Genomic DNA, 16426 nt, shown 5'->3' on the forward strand with positions numbered 1-16426 from the left:
GCTGCCCGCCGGGCCCGCGCCGGACGGGTCTGAGGTTTGCGGAGAGTGACCGGAAGTGCTGCTTCTGCGACGCTGCACCGATGCCGGGAAGGGCCCGTCTCGTCGACCGTCGATTCGACTCCGGTCGATAGCGTCGGACCCACTGTGGACTTAACCTCGTCTGGCCAACAGGAGCTTCACCGGCAGATCACCGGCAATGTCGCTGCTGACTGCCCGCTCAGCGGCCTCGGCTTCGGTGGTCCACCGGCATGAATCCACCAGAACCGGTACGGAGACGACGCTGTGATCGGCTACATGGATACGTTGGGTCATGAAATCGCTACCGCCCGGCGACTGGCCAACCTGACACAGGAGGAGTTGGCCGCCCGCACCGGACTGAGCGTCCGGAGCATCCGCAACCTGGAGTCGTCGCGGGTGACCCGTCCGCGGCCCGCGACCGTCCGGCTGCTCCGTGAGGTCCTCGGCCTGCCCGCCCACCCGGCGTCCGCGGCCCGGATCCGCCCCATGCAACTACCGCTGGAGATTCCCGGCTTCACCGGCCGTTCCGCACAACTGCGGCAACTCGACCGGCTGCTCGACGGGGGACCGCGGCGGATGTCGAGCGTCGTCGTGTGCGTCCTGTCCGGCCGGTCCGGCATCGGCAAGACGGCGCTGGCGCTGCGCTGGGCGCACCGGTCGGCCGCCCGGTTCGCCGACGGGGTGCTGCACGTGCAGCTCGGCGGCAGCGGCCCGGGCAGGGCGGCGGTGGCGCCGGCCGAGGCGCTCGGCGGTCTGATCGAGGCGCTCGACGTACCCGGTGGTGTCCCGTGCGGACCGGCGGCGCGCACCGGGCTCTACCGCAGCGCGCTCGCCGGACGCCGGATGCTCATCGTGCTCGACGACGCCCGCGACGCCGACCAGGTACGGCCGCTGCTGCCCGGCGTACCCGGCTGCATGGTGGTCGTGACCAGCCGGGACCGCCTCACCGGCCTGGTCGTCGGCGAGGCCGCGTGCCCGGTCGTGGTCGACGAGCTGGCCGCCGGCGAGGCGTGGGACCTGCTGGCCGCCCGCCTCGGCGAGCGTCGCCTCACCGCCGAGCGCGCGGCGGTGCGGGAGATCATCGCGCACTGCGCCGGCGTGCCCCGGGCGCTGGCTGTGGTGGCCGCCCGCGCGGCCGTCCAGCCCCGGCTGCCGCTGGCGGAGGTGGCCCGCCAGCTCCGGTAGGCGGACCGGGGCCGCCCGGCCGGTCAGCCCTGGTCGGCGCGGGTGCCGTCGCGCGCGGCGACGTGCGCCGGCACCGGCGTCGCCGGCGGCAGCGCCGGGTCGGTCACCGGCTGCTGCCAGCGCGCGACCAGCGGAAGCTCGCCGGCCCAGAGCCCGAGGACGGCGTCCGGGCCGTCGCCGTCGTCCGGCGGGCCGCTGCGCGTCTTGACCGACGCCTCGGCCAGCGGAAGCGCCAGCAGCGCGGTGGCCGCCAGCTCCCGCCGGTTCGGGCGGCGGGCGTGGTCCCACTGGCCGGGGGCCACGTGCTCGGTCAGCAGCCGCAGGCCGTACACCTTCTCCTCGGCGTCGGTCACCCACCGGGGCCGGCCGTAGACCATCGCGCTGCGGTAGTTGATCCCGTGCTCGAACACCGAGCGCGCCAGGACCAGGCCGTCGACCACTGTGACCGTGACGCAGACCTCGGCGTCGGTGGTGAGGCTCCGGCTGGCCACCGAGCCGTGCAGGTAGAGGTGCCGGTCGTCGAAGCCGTAGACGGTCGGCACCACCATCGGGCCGCCGTCGACCAGCACGCCCAGATGGCAGACGAAGGCGGCCCGGAGCACGTCGAACAGGGCGGCGCGGTCGCGGTGCCCCTTCTCCTTCATCCGGCGCAGCGTCGTACGCGGCGTCGCGGACAACCGCCCGTCGGTATCGGTCATGGCTGATTCTCCTGTCGGCCCCGCCGTTTCTACCGGGTCGGGCCGCGGTCCTCAAGGGCCGGCCCGCCGGACCGGTGGGGGAGCGGGCCCGGGGGAAGGATCCGGCACAGCGCCTCCAGCGCGGCGGCGTACGCGTGCTCGGGCGGCGTGGCGTAGCCGACCACGAGGCCGTCGAGGGCGGGCATGGTGGCGTCCGGGTGGCGGAAACCGGCCAGCCCGTCGAGCGCGATCGACTGAGCGGCGGCGGCCTCGACCACCTGGTGCTCGGTGCCCGCGGGCAGGCGCAGCACGGCGTGCAGCCCGGCGGCGACGCCGGTCGGCGTGACGTGCGGGGCGTGGGCGGCGAGCGCGGCGACGAGGCGGTCGCGGCGGGCGCGGTACCGCTGCCGCATCCGGCGCACGTGCCGGTCGTACCGGCCGGAGTCGAGGAAGTCGGCGAGGGTGAGCTGGTCCGTCACGCCCGCCCACGCCTCCCGCTCACCCTTGGCGTCCAGCACCGGGCCGACGAGCCGTTCGGGCAGCACCATCCAGCCCAGACGCAGCGCGGGGGAGAGGCTCTTGCTCACCGAGCCCAGGTAGACCACGTGCTCCGGGGCCAGGCCCTGCACCGCGCCGACCGGATCCCGGTCGTACCGGAACTCGCCGTCGTAGTCGTCCTCCAGCACCAGTCCGTCCCGGCCCTCCGCCCACCCCAGCGCGGCGAGGCGCCGCCGGGGATGCAGTGGCCCGCCGGTGGGGAACTGGTGCGCGGGCGTGAGCAGCGCCGCCCGTACCCCGGCGAGGTCGGTCAGCTCCCCGGTGCGGGCGCCGTCCGCGTCGAGCGTGAGCGGGACGGTACGGACGCCTGCCGCCGCCAGGATCGCGCGGTGGAACGCGAGGCCGTAGGACTCGACCGCCAGCGGGCCGCGCAGAACCCGGCCACCGAAGAGCAGGCGCAGCGCGTGCGCGACACCGGAACACACCACGATCCGGTCCGGGGTGGTGCGGACGCCCCGCGCCCGCGCCAGGTACCCGGCCAGTGCCCGGCGCAGCTCCGGGCGGCCCCGCGGGTCGCCCGGCCCGAACGCCTCGTTCGGCGCGGCGGTCAGGGCGCGGCGCGTGGACGCCAGCCACGCGGCGCGCGGGAAGGAGGCGGCATCCGGCTGCCCCTGCCGCAGGTGGTGCACGGCCGGGGCCGGACGCGCGGGCGGCTGCCTCGGGACGCGGGCGACCCGGGCGGGCTCGGTGCGCGGCGCCACCCGCGTACCGGAGCCCTGCCGGGCGACCAGCCATCCCTCGGCCACCAGCTCGGCGTACGCGGCGGCGACGGTGTTGCGGGCCAGGCCGAGGTCGGCGGCGAGGGACCGGTACGGCGGCAGGAGGGTGCCGGCGGCCAGTCTCCCGTCCCGGACGGCGTCGCGCAGCGCGCGGATGAGCGCGGACCGGCGGCCGCGGGCGCCGGACAGTTCCAGATGCAGGTCGCTGCCGAGCCGTCGCGCCGGATTGGCCCACGAATCCGTCATGCGAATGCACCCTAGTCCGGGTCTTTTCCGACCCTAGTGTGGGCTCATGGACACGATCATGAACGCCCCGCACCCGCTGCGCTCCACCGTCCGGGGCCGGGTCCTGCTGCCGGGGGACGAAGGGTTCGAGGTGGCCGGCCGGGCCTGGAACCTGGCCGTCGCGCAGTCACCGGCGGCGGTGGTCGAGGCCGCCGACGCGGACGACGTCGCCGCGCTCGTCCGGTACGCCCGCCCGGCCGGACTGAGCATCGCCGTGCAGCCCAACGGGCACGGTGCCACCGGCCGCGCCGACGGCGCGATCCTGCTGCGGACCGGACGCCTGGACACCGTGGAGATCGACCCGGCCGCCCGCCGGGCCCGGGTCGGCGCGGGTGTGCCGTCCGGCCGGCTCCAGGCCGCCGCCGCGCCGTACGGGCTCACCGGGCTGCCCGGCAGCTCCCCCGTGGTCAGCGTGACCGGGGTGGCGCTCGGTGGCGGGCTGAGCTGGTTCGGCCGCGCGTACGGCTGGGTGTCCGACGCGGTCACCGCGTTCGACGTCGTGGACGCCGAGGCGCGGCACCGGCGCGTCACCGCCGAGACCGACCCCGACCTGTTCTGGGCGCTGCGCGGCGGCGGCGGAGACTTCGCGATCGTCACCGCGCTCGAACTCGCGCTGCACCCCGCGCCGGAGCTGTACGGCGGACGCATGATGTGGGCGGCGGCGCACGCGCCGGACGTGCTGCGGGCGTTCCGGCGGATCACCGCCACCGCGCCCGAGGAGCTGACCGTCTGGATGGACCTGCTGCACCTCCCCGGCGCCGACCCGATGGTGGCCCTCGACGTCACCCATCTCGGCGACGGGACCGGGGCGCGGGACCTGCTCGCACCGCTGGACCGGTTGCCCGCGCCGATCTCCGACAGCAGGCGGATCATGCCGGTCACCGAACTCGACGGCATCACGGCTGAACCCACCGCCCCCAGCCCCGGCATCTCCCGCGCCGAACTGCTGACCCGCCTCGACGACGACGCGGCCGGGGCGCTGCTGGCCGACCCGATCGCCCCGCTGCTCAGCGTCCAGCTCCGGCACCTGGGCGGCGCCCTCGCCCAGGACTCCGACAGCCCGCACGGCCCGCTCACCGAGCCGTACGCGCTCTACCTGTTCGGCGTCGCCACCGACCCGGCGGCGGTCACGGCGCGGCAGCGGGCCCTGGCCGCCGCCCTGCCGGTCAGCGGGCGCAAGCCGGTGACCTTTCTCAACCCGGACGAGACGGTGGCCGACGCGTTCACCCCCGCCGTCCTGACCCGGCTCCGGGCGGTCAAGCGCCGCCACGACCCGGACGGCCTCGTCCGGTCCAACTTCCCGGTGGCCGGCTGACGCCCCGGAGCGCGACCCGGTCAGGCCGGGGGGTGCGCGCGGCAGCCCGGCAGTCCTCTGCTCAGCGGACCTTCTTCGTCGGCCGTTTACGAGGCGGGGTCAACGACTCGGCGATCGCCGAGATCGCGGACGGCACCAGGCGGTAGTACGCCCACACACCCCGCTTCTCCCGCTCGAGCAGGCCGGCCTCGGTGAGGATCCGGAGGTGATGGCTGACGGTCGGCTGGGAGAGACCGAGCGGCGCGGTGAGGTCGCTGACTGACGCCTCGCCCTCCGGAGCGGACTGGATCAGGCTGAGCAGGCGCAGCCGGGCCGGGTCGGCGAACGCCTTCAGGACTCCCGCGAGCCGCTCGGCATCGGCACGCTTGATCGGCTCGCCGGCAAGTGGCGAGATGGCAGGGGTGGCAGTTTTCGCAGTTCCCACGCTTGCATCGTTGCACCAATGGCGGCCACCTGCCCGGGCAACCAGGACCGGATCATCCGGTCAGGCGGTGGGGTGCAGTTCGGCGAGCAGTCGTTCCACCCGGGTGCGGATCTCGTCCCGGATGGGGCGTACCGCGTCGAGGCCCTTGCCCGCGGGGTCTTCGAGCTTCCAGTCCTCGTACCGCTTGCCGGGGAAGACGGGGCAGGCGTCACCGCAGCCCATGGTGACGATGACGTCCGAGGACTCCGCCGTCTCGTACCGGAGGAGCCTGGGGGTCTGGTCGGTGATGTCGATGCCGACCTCGGCCATGGCCTGTACGGCGGCGGGGTTGACGGTCTCGGCGGGTGCGCTGCCGGCGGAGCGGACCTCGACGGTGTCGCCGGCGAGGTGGCGCAGCCAGCCGGCGGCCATCTGGGAACGGCCGGCGTTGTGCACGCAGACGAACAGGACGCTGGGCTTGTCGCTCATCGGGTCTCCATGATTCCGGTGGTCGCCGCGCGGCGTGCCGCGGCGCAGTCGAGGCATCTCATGGCCGGGCTCCCGGCGTGGGGAACAGGCGGGCGCGGGCCCACAGCGACACGTAGACCAGGCCGACGAGGACCGGGACCTCGATCAGCGGGCCGACGACGCCGGCCAGGGCCTGGCCGGAGGCGATCCCGAAGGTGCCGATCGCGACCGCGATGGCCAGTTCGAAGTTGTTGCCCGCCGCGGTGAACGCCAGGGTGGTGGTGCGTTCGTAGTTCAGGCCGATGGCCCGGCCGAGCAGGTAGGAGCCGGCCCACATGAGGGCGAAGTAGGCCAGCAGCGGCAGAGCGATGCGGGCCACGTCGGCCGGCCGGCCGGTGATGGCCTCGCCCTGCAGGGCGAACAGCACGACGATGGTGAACAGCAGCCCGTACAGGGCGACGGGTCCGACCCTGGGCAGGAACCGCTGCTCGTACCAGTCGCGACCCCTGGCGCGTTCGCCGACGCGGCGGGAGAGGTAGCCGGCGAGCAGTGGGATGCCGAGGAAGACGAGCACGTTGCCGGCGATGTCCCAGCCGGAGACCTCCAGCGCGGCGCCGTCCAGGCCCAGCCAGCCCGGCAGCACCGACAGGTAGAACCAGCCGAGCAGGCCGAAGGCGAGGACCTGGAACACCGAGTTGACGGCGACGAGGACCGCCGCCGCCTCCCGGTCGCCGCAGGCCAAGTCGTTCCAGATGATCACCATCGCGATGCAGCGGGCCAGGCCGACGATGATCAGACCGGTGCGGTACTCCGGCTGGTCGGCCAGGAAGACCCAGGCCAGGGCGAACATGACGGCGGGACCGACGATCCAGTTGAGGACCAGCGACGAGACCAGGAGACGCCGGTCACCGGTGACGGTGTCGAGGCGGTCGTAGCGGACCTTGGCCAGTACCGGATACATCATGATCAGCAGGCCGAGAGCGATGGGCAGGGAGATGCCACCGACCTCGACGGCGTCGAGAGCGTCGTCCAGGCCGGGAACGATCCGGCCGAGCAGCAGACCGGCGACCATGGCCAGGCCGATCCAGACCGGCAGGAACCGGTCGAGGCGCGACAGGCGTGCGACCACCGGTGGGGCGTGGTCGGCTCTGGTGGCGGTGCTCATGGGCACTCCCGTGGGTTGTCGGTGCCGACGCGTACCCCGATCTCCTGGTGGATGCGGGCGCTGGTGCCGGTCATCGGGTGTCTCCCGACGTGGCGGCGGGGGCGAGGCGGTCGACGCGGTCGGCGAGGTCGGCGTAGGCCGCCTCGAACGCCTCGTCGGTGTCGACGCGGACCGGGTCCGGCACGGACCAGTGCAGGCGGGGGCGGATCGGCCCGGTCAGCTCCTCGTGGGCGTTGTCGCAGACGGCGACGATCAGGTCGTCGTCTCGGACGACGTCGTCGACGTGTGCGGTGCCGGTCGGGTCGAGGTCGAGGGCGTGGCGGTGGGCCACGGCGACCGCGCGGGGATGGACCCGCGGCGCCGGTCTGGTGCCGGCGGACGCGGCGTCGCCGTCGGTGCGTCGCTTCCACAGCGCCGCGGCCAGCTGCGAGCGGGCGGAGTTGTGGGTGCATACGAAGACGACCCGATGCACATCCGCCAGCGGTGGCGGCGCGAGAGCGGAGAGGGCGGCCGGCTGGAGTCGCAGGTAGGTGCGCCGCCGATCGCCCTCCGACCGGCCCCGGACGACGAGGCCCGCGTCGGTGAGGACCTTGACGTGGTGGGCGACCAGGTTCGTCGGCATGTCGAGGGCGTGGGCGATCTCCCCGGGGGAGGCGTCGCCCAGGGTGAGCGCGTCCACGATGGCCAGGCGGGCCGGATCGCCCAGCGCGGCGTGGATCCGCGCGCGCTCGGCCAGAGAAGTAAGCTCAGTTTCCATTGACTCAATTGTTGCTGAGTAACCTCGGAGCCGTCAAGCCGGCATCGGCCGGATCGCTGGGCGGAAGCACAGGGCGCCGTGCGGTACGGCGGCCTACCGCTGCGTCGCGGCGGTCGGCTCGATCGACAGCAGGCCGGCGAGCCGGCGCAGGATCTGCGGCCGCGCGCGGTAGTAGACCCAGGTGCCCCGCCGCTCGGCGTCCACCAGGCCCGCCTCGCGTAACGTCTTGAGATGGTGGGAGATCGTCGGCCCGGTCAGGTCGAACGCCGGCGTCAGGTCGCACACGCACACCTCGCCGCCTTCGGCGGAGGCGATCATCGACATCAGCTGCAGCCGCACCGGATCGCCGAGGGCCTTGAACGCGGGCGCGAGCACCGCGGCCGTCTCGGCGGGAACCCGGCGCTGCGCCAGCGGGGGGCAGCACGGCGCGTCGGCGCTGAGGTCGACGAGTGGGATCGGCGCCTGCTGCTTCGACATGTCCCTAGGTTGACATCTGTCTAATCAGCGTGCAAGTCACCGATCAGGCAGATGCCAGGCCAGGGTGTCCGGAGGAAGTGAGGCTCGCCGGACGCGCAACCCTCCACCGGGCGGGCCGCGTCGTCGCCGCCGTCGTCCGGCTTCCAAGATCGGCGCGACAGGCTAGGCGAGCAGCGTGCGCAGCGCCTCGGCCAGGCCGGAACCGGCGGTGACCGGGCGGGCGAAGGACAACCGGGTGTCGGCGTGACCGTCCGGCCGCTCCGCCCGCAGCACGATGCCCTCGGCGTCGAGCGCGACCGGGACGACGCGCGCCGAACCGGCTGTGACTGTGGGGTCGACGAGCGTGCCGAGCCGGTCGAGGACGTCGCGGTGGCAGCGCGTCAGGTGCGCGAGGTGGGCGGCCTCGTCGACGGCGATCGGATCCGGCCGGGCCGCGCGGTACGCGCCGAGGTCCACCGCGACGGGATCGGCGGCCCGGTCGAGGACGACCTCGTCCGGCTCGACGGCCCACAGCGCCACCGGGGGCAGGTCGAGCAGCGACATCACGGTGGCCGGGTCGCAGGCGTCGAGGACGGCCGGGTCGAACCGGCGGGCCGTGCCGAGGATCCGCAGCCGGGACCGCACCCGGGAGCGCACGGCGACCGGGGCTAGGTGGGTCACGTCGAGGCGTACCGCGCCGCTGTGGCCGCGCGCGGCGACCAGCATGCCGCCGGTGCGGCTCATCGCGTCGACCGCCAGGACGATCGTGCCGTCGGGGAGGACGGCGTGGGCGGAGAGGAGGTCGGCGGTGGTGTCGCCGAGCGTGAGCCGCAGCGAGGAGGCAGCGGTCAGCACGCACCGGGCGGCGACGGCGTCGCGGGGCGTGGAGGAGGTGCCCGTACCGCCCGCCGACGACCCTGCGGCCGGGACGACGCCGGCCGGCGGGGCCGGACGCCCGGCGGGGTGCAACGCCATGTCTGTCTCCTCGGCCGGGAAGGGGTGAAGTCGGCCCAGGTCAGACGGTAGTAGGTAAGGCTTACCTCTGCAACGGCGGGTCGGGCGCCGCGCATGCCGTACGGGTCACGACGGTGACCGTCGTGACCCGTACGAGCGTGGTGTCCGGTTCTGTCAGGCGGGCTGGTAGGTGAGGCAGTCGCTGACAGTGGCGCCCGGACCGACGGTGATCGACTCGGCGGTGCAGGCCAGGTTGGTGTTGAACACGCAATCGGCCCGCGCGCACGCGCCCACCGCGCCGGTGACCTCCGCGATCCCGCCGCTGAGCGACGACTCGACGAACGTCGCGCAGGAGGCCGCGTCGGCGGACGCCGCCACGGTGATCGCGGGAGCGTGGCAGCCGTTGTCGTTGAAGCTGCACGCGGTGGCGGCGCATTCACGTACCGGCGGAGACTGCAACAGGGTCTTCATGGTGCCTCCAAGTCATGCGGGCCGGCGGAAGCGAACGGCCGGCCTCGTGGTGCTCGAATGCCATCTGGTATTTGCCGTGCGGCCGGTCCTCAAACCCGTCGGCCGTCAGTGAGGATCATGCTCACCTTAACAACGGAATGCGGGGTTGGCCGCCGGAAGGAGCCGTTTCCACACCGAATACCGAACGACGAAGATAAGGCTAACCTTGGTTAGGCGAGTCTTTCTTCACCCACCGGTACGGCGAATGCCGGCGTGCAATTTCCGCCCGTCCGACCAGGGTTCATCTGCGGGAACGCCACTGTCGCCCCGGACGGAGGCTGCGCCTCGGTGGTGGAATGGGCGAGCGCGGAACGCCGGTGAGGACGGAACGGCCGCGCCCTTCGGGTCGCGCCGAAATATCGGCTGGGAAATCAGCGGATCGGCAGGGATTCGGGACCGGCCGGGCGGCGGAATGCGAATCCGGTGGCAGGAAGCGCGGGCTCCGCATACGCGATGTCCGGGCCGGGGTCACCTGTCGGCGCGGGCGTGGCACCCTGAGCGGACCGCACGGGCCCGGTGCGGGCGCGGCGGATCCGGGGCGGGACGGGTGGAGGCGGCGTGATCGAGGGATGGCACGGCTGGTTCGGCACGATCAACGGGGTCGTGCTCCTCACCGTGGCCGCGTTGCCGGCGGCTGCGCTCGCGGTGTGGGTTCTGGCCCGACGGCGCGGCGGGGCGGGGCCGGCGTGGCGGAGGTCGCTGGCCGAGGTGGGCATCGTCTACGGGACCGTGCCGTGGGTCTGGATGATCATGCTGCCGGGGGACGGGGCCGGCGTGGTTCCCGGCCGGGTGAGCCTGGTGCCGCTTCGGGACCTGCTCACCGTCCTCGCGAGCGGGCCGCTGACGGTGACGGTCCAGATCGTCGGCAACCTGCTGGTGTTCGCGGCGCTCGGGTTCCTGGGCCCGCTGCGGTTCGCGGCGCTGGCGTCGGTGCCGCGGATCCTGGCGCTCGCGGCCGGCTGCTCGGTCCTGGTCGAGGTCGCGCAGTACGTCCTGCGGCTGGACCGCGTCTCCTCCGTGGACGACGTCCTGCTCAACACCGCCGGCGCCGGGCTGGCCGCGCTGGCGTCGCGCCGCTGGTGGCGCCGGCCGGCTGAGGTGTCACCCGCCACCACCGGTCCCGGCACCGGCCCGCTGAGCGGGGCACGACCCGGGTGACGCGGACGGCACGATGGGCCGGGCCGGCCGGCCCGGCCCATCGTGTGCGTCAGGTCGACGCGATCAACGTCCGCTCAGCAGATCTTCTTCGCCAGAGCGGTGGTGGCGCCGCCGTGCTCGTACGAGACGAGCAGCGAGGTGCCGGCCGGGAGCGACCCGCTCAGCGGCAGGACGAGCGTGCCGTCCTTGCGTAGAGCGGCGGTGGTCTCCGCCACGACCCGGGTGCCGTCCCAGAGGAAGGCGCGGGCCGTGCCCGCCTTCTTCACCTGGAGCTGCACGGACACCTTGCTCGCGGTGCGGGTGACCTTCTTGATCTTCACGGTGCCGTCCGGCAGCTTGGCGTAACCGCCCGGCGCCACCCCGTCCGAGACGGACTGCAGGAGGGTCTGCGGCGAGTCCACGCTCTGCGCCGCGGTGTCCGGCATGATCGGAGCCTTCGGCGCCGACGGCTTCGCCGCCAGGGCCGGCAGCGTCGCGTTGCCCCAGCGCCACGGGTCGGCCCGTACGCCGCTCCAGGTCGACCAGCCGACCCGGGTCTGCGCGGACAGGTCCTGCGTGTCCGAGTCGTTGACCAGGATGTTCAGGCCCATGCGGTTCGGGTCGACGGCGTCCGGCAGCACGCTGAACGGGATCTTGACCTCGATCCGGTAACCCGTGTAGGGGCTGCTTGTCACCACGGAGGCGATCTCCACGCCCGGCGCGGTCTCCGGGCCGCCCTGGTGGTTGTCCCGTTCCCGGGCGAAGCACGGCGGGTTCCCGTTGGCCGGGTCCTTCGTGGCCGGGAAGAGCGCCATGTTGAACACCGTGGAGGTGTTCGCCGAGTTGCCGCGCGGGTCGATGCCGAACTCGATGTTGTCGTTACGCCGCGGACGCTTGCAGTCCTCCGGCGGCAGGACGGTGCCGAGCACGTCGTCGGTGATGGTGAAGACGGCGTACAGGGCGTCGTCGGTGTGGGTCAGCTGGGCGGTGCCGGAGATGTCCGACGCCGGGGCGGCGGTGCCCTCCCAGCGGGTGGAGATGTCGATGACCTCGCCGGTGTACTCGTTGTCGTGGGCGTGTCCGTCGACGGTCGGCGCGCTGGCGGCCTTCGGGATCGTGGTGACCGGGACCAGGTTGAACGCACCGGGCTCGTTCGCGCTGCCGCCGGCGTAGCTGGTCTCGATCTGCACCCGGTAGGCGCCGTTGTCCGGCGCCCGGTTGGCCGTCGGCAGCGACGTGTCGGTGTTGGTGACTGTGAACGTCACCGAGGTGCTGGCGCCCGGCCGGAGCCCGCTGTACGGCACCTGCTGCTCGGCCACCGAGAAACCGGCGGGGACGTTCAGCTTGACCGCGCCGGACTCGACCCGGGTGCCGTGGTTGGTCAGGTTGACCTTGACGCTGCGGGTGCCGCCGCTGGGGATGTTCAGCAGGGACTCGATGAGCGCGTCGAGCTGCTGGGTCTTGTTCCGCACGGTCCACGCGCGGAAGTCGGCGATCTCCTCCAGCGGCTCCAGGGTGCCGCGCACCGGCGCGGTGCCCTGAACCCGGGCGCTGCTGGTGCCGCTGCCGTCCTTCTTGCTGGTCAGCGTGGCGTCGATCTTGAAGCGGGTGCCCACCTCGACCTGCGCGGGCGGGGTGACCGTGAAGGTCTTCACGACCTCCTTACGCGGGGTCAGCGTGCCCACGTTGCCGTTGCCGGTGACCGTCCAGCCGGCCGGCACGTTCAGGGTGACCTTGGCCCCCGGGACGGCCTTCTCGGCGTACAGGACGGTGTCCACCTTGATGGGCTGGCCCGCGACGGCCTCCCAGGTGCGCGGACGCACGTGGACCTCGGTGCCCAGCGGCAGGCCGCCCTGGGCGCGCAGGGTGGCGCCCTGGAGCGCACCGGTGCCGGCGCCCACGTTCGGGTCCGGGTACGGGGTGCGGGTGTCGATCAGCGTCAGCCGGTTGCAGCCGATGGCGTCGGGGTCGGTCGTCGGGAAGGAGCTGTTGCCCCAGCCCTGCGACACGTACTCCCGGCGGGCCCAGGTCTGGACCGTGTTCCACCGGTTGCCGTCGTGGCGCGCCGACTCGTAGCCCTGCCAGGTGCCGAAGACGACGTTGCTGGCCTCGGCCGGCGTGAAGGTGGTCTCGCAGGCGGGGCCGTTGGTGCCGGTGGTGCCGCTGCCGCCGGTCTGGAAGATGCGGGAGGCCCGCCAGGGCTGGAGGCCCTCCTTCTTGATCTGCTCCGGGAACGCCTTCGGGTCGGCAGCCGCGTAGAAGGCCTCCACGGCCAGCATGGCCGCCTTCTGGTGGTTGCCGTGGTTGCCCTGCGTGGCCGAGGGGTTCATCGTGAGGATGACCTCGGGCTTGGTGGTCCGCAGGACCCGCACGATCCGGGACAGCGTCTCCTGGTGGCCCCAGACCTCCTCGGTCAGGGGAGCGCTGGCGGTGTACCAGAAGTCCAGCGCGTCCAGGTTGTAGATGTGCTCGACGCCGGCCCAGCCGACGGCCTTGCGCTCCTCGGCCTCCCGCAGGATGCCGAGCTCCGGGCCCTCCTCGAGACCGGTGGCGTTGCCGCCGCCCTCGCCGCGGGTGGTGGTGATGACGCCGGCCTTCATGCCGTGATACTCGTTCCAGTATCCGAGCATGCCGAGCTGGCCGGCCTCGTCGTCCGGGTGGGCGCCGATGAACATGATGTCCAGGTCGACCGGCTTGTCGGACTTCTTGGCCTGGGGCTTCGGTGATGCTTGCTGGGGGTTGGCCTGGGCCGGAGTGGCCAGGCCCAACGACAGCAGACCGCACATGGCGATCGCCGCGCTGGTGCGCCATCTCATGGGCATACCTCTTCGTCTCGAAGCGAGAGTGCTGCGGCTGGGGACGGTCGGCCCGGCACGGGCCGGCTGACACGGTGGCTCGTGCCGGGCCGTGTTGCAGACAGCTGTCCACAGAGGACCGTGAGGTCCTCGGGGGTCGTGGTGCTCGACAACGGGATGGTGGTGCTCGCGCACCGTCACGGCGTGAGCGGTACGCACGGTGGCGACGTCGGTCCACCGGAAGGCCTTCGGGCCGTAACCTAGGGATCTTGCGAAGGCGTCGTCAATAGCTCCGGACGACTTTCTTCCTTATCCGAATAAACGATCGCCCCTGCTCAGGGCGATCACCCGGAGGTCGGCCGTGACGTGCGGACAGTCTTTGTCCAGGTTTGGCACCCCAATGTGGACCACAGGGCTCGGTTTTGCGCGACATGTCGGGCTGGCCCCGGCGCGACCGGCTTGTCGGCCGCAGAATTTTCCCTGGTCGGCGGACCGAGATCATCTCGTTACTTGACGCCAGAATTTTTTCTCACTAGGAAGAAAGTGTGTCTGACAAAGCCCCGACCAGTCCGGTCAGCCGTGAGCGGTCCCGTGAGATCAAGCGTCTCTCGGTGATCTTGGCCGCCCGGCAGGCCCGGCGGCTGTCCCGCGTGGACCTGGCCGAGATGACCGGCCTCTCGGCGGCGACCGTGACCGCGCTCGTGCGGGAACTCGTCGCCGAGGGTTACCTCATCGAACGCGGTCCCGGCGCGTCCACCACCGGCCGGCCCCGGGAGATGCTCGAGTTCAACCCCCGCGCCGAGCTCGTCGCGGCGGTGTCGCTGGAGCCGCCCCGGATCAGCTGCGAGATCGCCGACAGTGAGGGCGCGGTCATCGCGCACCGCGTCGCGCGGCTCGGCGCGAACGTGGTGGAGACCGTCTGCGAGTTCGTCCTCGACCTGGTCGGCGACAACCTGCCCTCGCTCCGCGGCGTCGCCATCGCGGTGCCCGGCGTGTCCAGCAACGGTGCGGTACGCCTCGCGCCGTCGGTCGGACTGGTCGAGGCGTGGCCGATCGGCGAATCCGTGCAACGGCGGCTCGGCGTACCCGTGGTCGTCGACAACGACGTCAACCTCATGGCCGCCGGCGAGTGCGTGGCCGGCGCCGGCGCGGACGTGGCGAACCTGTTGCTGATCCACGTGGCCGACGGCATCGGCGCCGGCCTCGTGCTCGACGGCAAGGTCCGCCGCGGCGCCAGCGGAGCCGCCGGCGAGGTCGGCTTCCTGCCGCTCGGCGGCGCGACCGAGCGCCGCTACAGCGGCGTCGGCGAGTTCGAGGCCCGGTGGTCGGTCAACGCCATCGCGGAGCGGGTCGTCGCGCTCAACCCGGGCCGCCGGCCCGAGTCACCGGTACGGGAGCTGAGCGGGCTCGCCGCGACCTCGGCGCCCGCCCGCGAGTACCTCGACGAGGTCCTCGGCGCCTGGGCCGGGCTCATCCTCTCCTGCGCCTGCGTCGTCGATCCGGGGCTGGTGCTGCTCAGCGGCGCCGCGGCGGAACTCGACGACGCGGCCCTCGACCAGCTACAGACCCTCGTCTCCGCCCGGACCCCGGCTCCCACCGAGGTACGCCGGGCCACCCTCGGCGACCAGGCCGTGCTGCACGGAGCCATCAGCTACGCGCTCTCGGCCGCGGTGCCCCGACCCTCGCTTCCCTGACCACCACCTGACCCCGGCCCCCGACGACCCCGACGCCCCCGACCCCGACACCCACCCCACCGTCACCGTCACCGTCGCGGCGACCGCGTCCGTATCCCGGACGACCGGTCGCGGCGCGATGCGGCGCGCCCCGGTCCGGGCGCGATCCGCGGACCTTCGACCCCGTCCCGGGGAACCGGCGAACCCGCCGGCGCCCCGGGTCGGGATCGCACACCGTCTTTCCCCGCTCCCGATAGTTCCCCCGCAAAATGGAGGTACCAATGAAACGTCGTTTGGCCCTGGCCGTCGCGTTCAGCGCGCTGCTGGCCGTCAGCGCGTGCGGCAGCAGCGACGACGACAAGGACACCGGCTCCTCCGGCTCCGCGTCGGCCGAGAAGGTCGTCATCTACAGTGCCCGCGACAAGTCGGTCACCGACTACGTCGTCGAGCAGTTCACGACCAAGAACCCCGAGTACAAGGGCAAGGTCGAGGTGCTCAACATGGGCGCCCAGGAGGTGCTGGAGCGGGTCCGCGCCGAGAAGGCCAACCCGCAGGCGTCGGTCTGGTGGGGCGGCACCCAGCAGGGCCTCGCCGCCGGCGCGTCCGAGGGCCTGCTGGAGTCCTGGCAGCCGTCGTTCGCCTCGAAGATCGACGCGCGGTACAAGGACGCCGAGGGCCGCTGGTTCGGCGAGATCCTGCTGCCCGAGGTCATCATGTACAACAACAAGGCGCTGACCCCGGAGACCGCGCCGAAGGACTGGGACGACCTGGTCGACCCGAAGTGGAAAGACAAGATCATCATCCGGGACGTGGCCGCCTCCGGCACCATGCGCTCGATTTACGCCTCGATGATCCAGCGCTTCACGGCCGACGGGTCCAACCCGCAGCCCGGCTACGACTGGCTGCGCAAGCTCGACGCCAACACCGTCGAGTACGCGGCCAACCCCAGCGACCTCTACCTGAAGATGTCGCGTGAGCAGGGCGTGGTGAGCGCCTGGAACCTCCAGGACATCCTGCTCCAGGCCAACGAGAAGATGCCGTTCGGCTACGTCATGCCGGCCTCCGGCGCGCCGGTGCTCGTCGACGGCGTGGCCGCGGTCAAGGGCGGCAACAGCGAGGGCGCGAAGAAGTTCCTCGAGTTCCTGTTCGACGACTCGCTGCGGGCCAGCCTGGCCAAGGACTACTTCCAGATCCCCGCTGTCGACATCGCCGAGAAGCCCGAGTGGCTGACCAAGCTCGACCTCAAGCCGATGAACGTCGACTGGAACGTGATCGGCAAGAACGAGACCGCCTGGATCACCCACTGGAACGCCCAGATCAAGGGCAAGGGCTAAGACGCTCGGAACCGGGC

The 16426-nt window shown here is 72.7% G+C and carries 15 protein-coding genes; 5 read left to right on the forward strand and 10 right to left on the reverse strand.

Annotated elements, in window-relative coordinates:
• The first annotated feature begins 294 nt into the window (after positions 1–294).
• Positions 295–1203, forward strand: coding sequence for an NB-ARC domain-containing protein (locus BFV98_RS01210; protein ID WP_255367953.1), 909 nt, complete (start codon positions 295–297; stop codon positions 1201–1203).
• Positions 1204–1226: 23 nt separating this feature from the next.
• On the opposite strand, the gene BFV98_RS01215 is transcribed toward BFV98_RS01210, so the two are convergent.
• Both BFV98_RS01215 and BFV98_RS01220 read right to left on the reverse strand, forming a co-directional pair.
• Positions 1227–1901, reverse strand: a complete 675-nt coding sequence (locus tag BFV98_RS01215) for a pyridoxamine 5'-phosphate oxidase family protein (protein ID WP_071094484.1) — start codon at positions 1899–1901, stop codon at positions 1227–1229.
• Positions 1902–1930: 29 nt separating this feature from the next.
• The gene (locus BFV98_RS01220) at positions 1931–3403 is read right to left on the reverse strand and encodes a PLP-dependent aminotransferase family protein (RefSeq protein ID WP_071094486.1); all 1473 of its coding nucleotides are present in this window, start codon (positions 3401–3403) and stop codon (positions 1931–1933) included.
• A gap of 46 nt (positions 3404–3449) precedes the next feature.
• Between BFV98_RS01220 and BFV98_RS01225 the strand changes: the two genes are divergently transcribed.
• Complete coding sequence (locus BFV98_RS01225; protein WP_255367954.1) at positions 3450–4757, forward strand: FAD-binding oxidoreductase; 1308 nt, start codon at positions 3450–3452, stop codon at positions 4755–4757.
• A 61-nt stretch (positions 4758–4818) separates the two neighbouring features.
• Here BFV98_RS01225 and BFV98_RS01230 read toward each other — a convergent pair whose 3' ends face one another.
• From BFV98_RS01230 to BFV98_RS01260, 7 genes are all read right to left on the reverse strand, one after another.
• Complete coding sequence (locus tag BFV98_RS01230; RefSeq protein WP_013286946.1) at positions 4819–5181, reverse strand: helix-turn-helix transcriptional regulator; 363 nt, start codon at positions 5179–5181, stop codon at positions 4819–4821.
• A 60-nt stretch (positions 5182–5241) separates the two neighbouring features.
• Positions 5242–5649: an arsenate reductase ArsC gene (locus BFV98_RS01235; protein ID WP_013286945.1), complete on the reverse strand. Its 408-nt coding sequence runs from the start codon at positions 5647–5649 to the stop codon at positions 5242–5244.
• 58 nt (positions 5650–5707) lie between these two features.
• A complete protein-coding gene (gene arsB, locus BFV98_RS01240) occupies positions 5708–6793 on the reverse strand; it encodes an ACR3 family arsenite efflux transporter (RefSeq protein WP_071094488.1) in 1086 nt (361 codons plus the stop codon).
• Positions 6794–6863: 70 nt separating this feature from the next.
• Positions 6864–7550 (reverse strand): helix-turn-helix domain-containing protein, encoded by a 687-nt coding sequence (locus BFV98_RS01245; protein WP_071094490.1) that lies wholly within the window; start codon positions 7548–7550, stop codon positions 6864–6866.
• 93 nt (positions 7551–7643) lie between these two features.
• Positions 7644–8027, reverse strand: a complete 384-nt coding sequence (locus BFV98_RS01250) for a helix-turn-helix transcriptional regulator (RefSeq protein ID WP_013286942.1) — start codon at positions 8025–8027, stop codon at positions 7644–7646.
• Positions 8028–8189: 162 nt separating this feature from the next.
• The gene (locus BFV98_RS01255; RefSeq protein ID WP_030268342.1) at positions 8190–8981 is read right to left on the reverse strand and encodes a DUF2470 domain-containing protein; all 792 of its coding nucleotides are present in this window, start codon (positions 8979–8981) and stop codon (positions 8190–8192) included.
• A 153-nt stretch (positions 8982–9134) separates the two neighbouring features.
• Positions 9135–9431, reverse strand: a complete 297-nt coding sequence (locus BFV98_RS01260) for a DUF1540 domain-containing protein (RefSeq protein ID WP_030268344.1) — start codon at positions 9429–9431, stop codon at positions 9135–9137.
• Positions 9432–10028: 597 nt separating this feature from the next.
• Between BFV98_RS01260 and BFV98_RS01265 the strand changes: the two genes are divergently transcribed.
• Positions 10029–10628: a VanZ family protein gene (locus BFV98_RS01265; protein ID WP_013286939.1), complete on the forward strand. Its 600-nt coding sequence runs from the start codon at positions 10029–10031 to the stop codon at positions 10626–10628.
• Between the two features lie 74 nt (positions 10629–10702).
• On the opposite strand, the gene BFV98_RS01270 is transcribed toward BFV98_RS01265, so the two are convergent.
• A complete protein-coding gene (locus BFV98_RS01270) occupies positions 10703–13423 on the reverse strand; it encodes a sugar-binding protein (protein WP_071094492.1) in 2721 nt (906 codons plus the stop codon).
• 590 nt (positions 13424–14013) lie between these two features.
• Between BFV98_RS01270 and BFV98_RS01275 the strand changes: the two genes are divergently transcribed.
• Positions 14014–15096, forward strand: coding sequence for an ROK family transcriptional regulator (locus tag BFV98_RS01275; protein WP_255367955.1), 1083 nt, complete (start codon positions 14014–14016; stop codon positions 15094–15096).
• Positions 15097–15356: 260 nt separating this feature from the next.
• A complete protein-coding gene (locus tag BFV98_RS01280) occupies positions 15357–16409 on the forward strand; it encodes an extracellular solute-binding protein (RefSeq protein ID WP_013286936.1) in 1053 nt (350 codons plus the stop codon).
• The last annotated feature ends 17 nt before the right edge of the window (positions 16410–16426 follow it).

The organism is Micromonospora sp. WMMB235, from assembly GCF_001855515.1.
Classification (GTDB): domain Bacteria; phylum Actinomycetota; class Actinomycetes; order Mycobacteriales; family Micromonosporaceae; genus Micromonospora; species Micromonospora aurantiaca.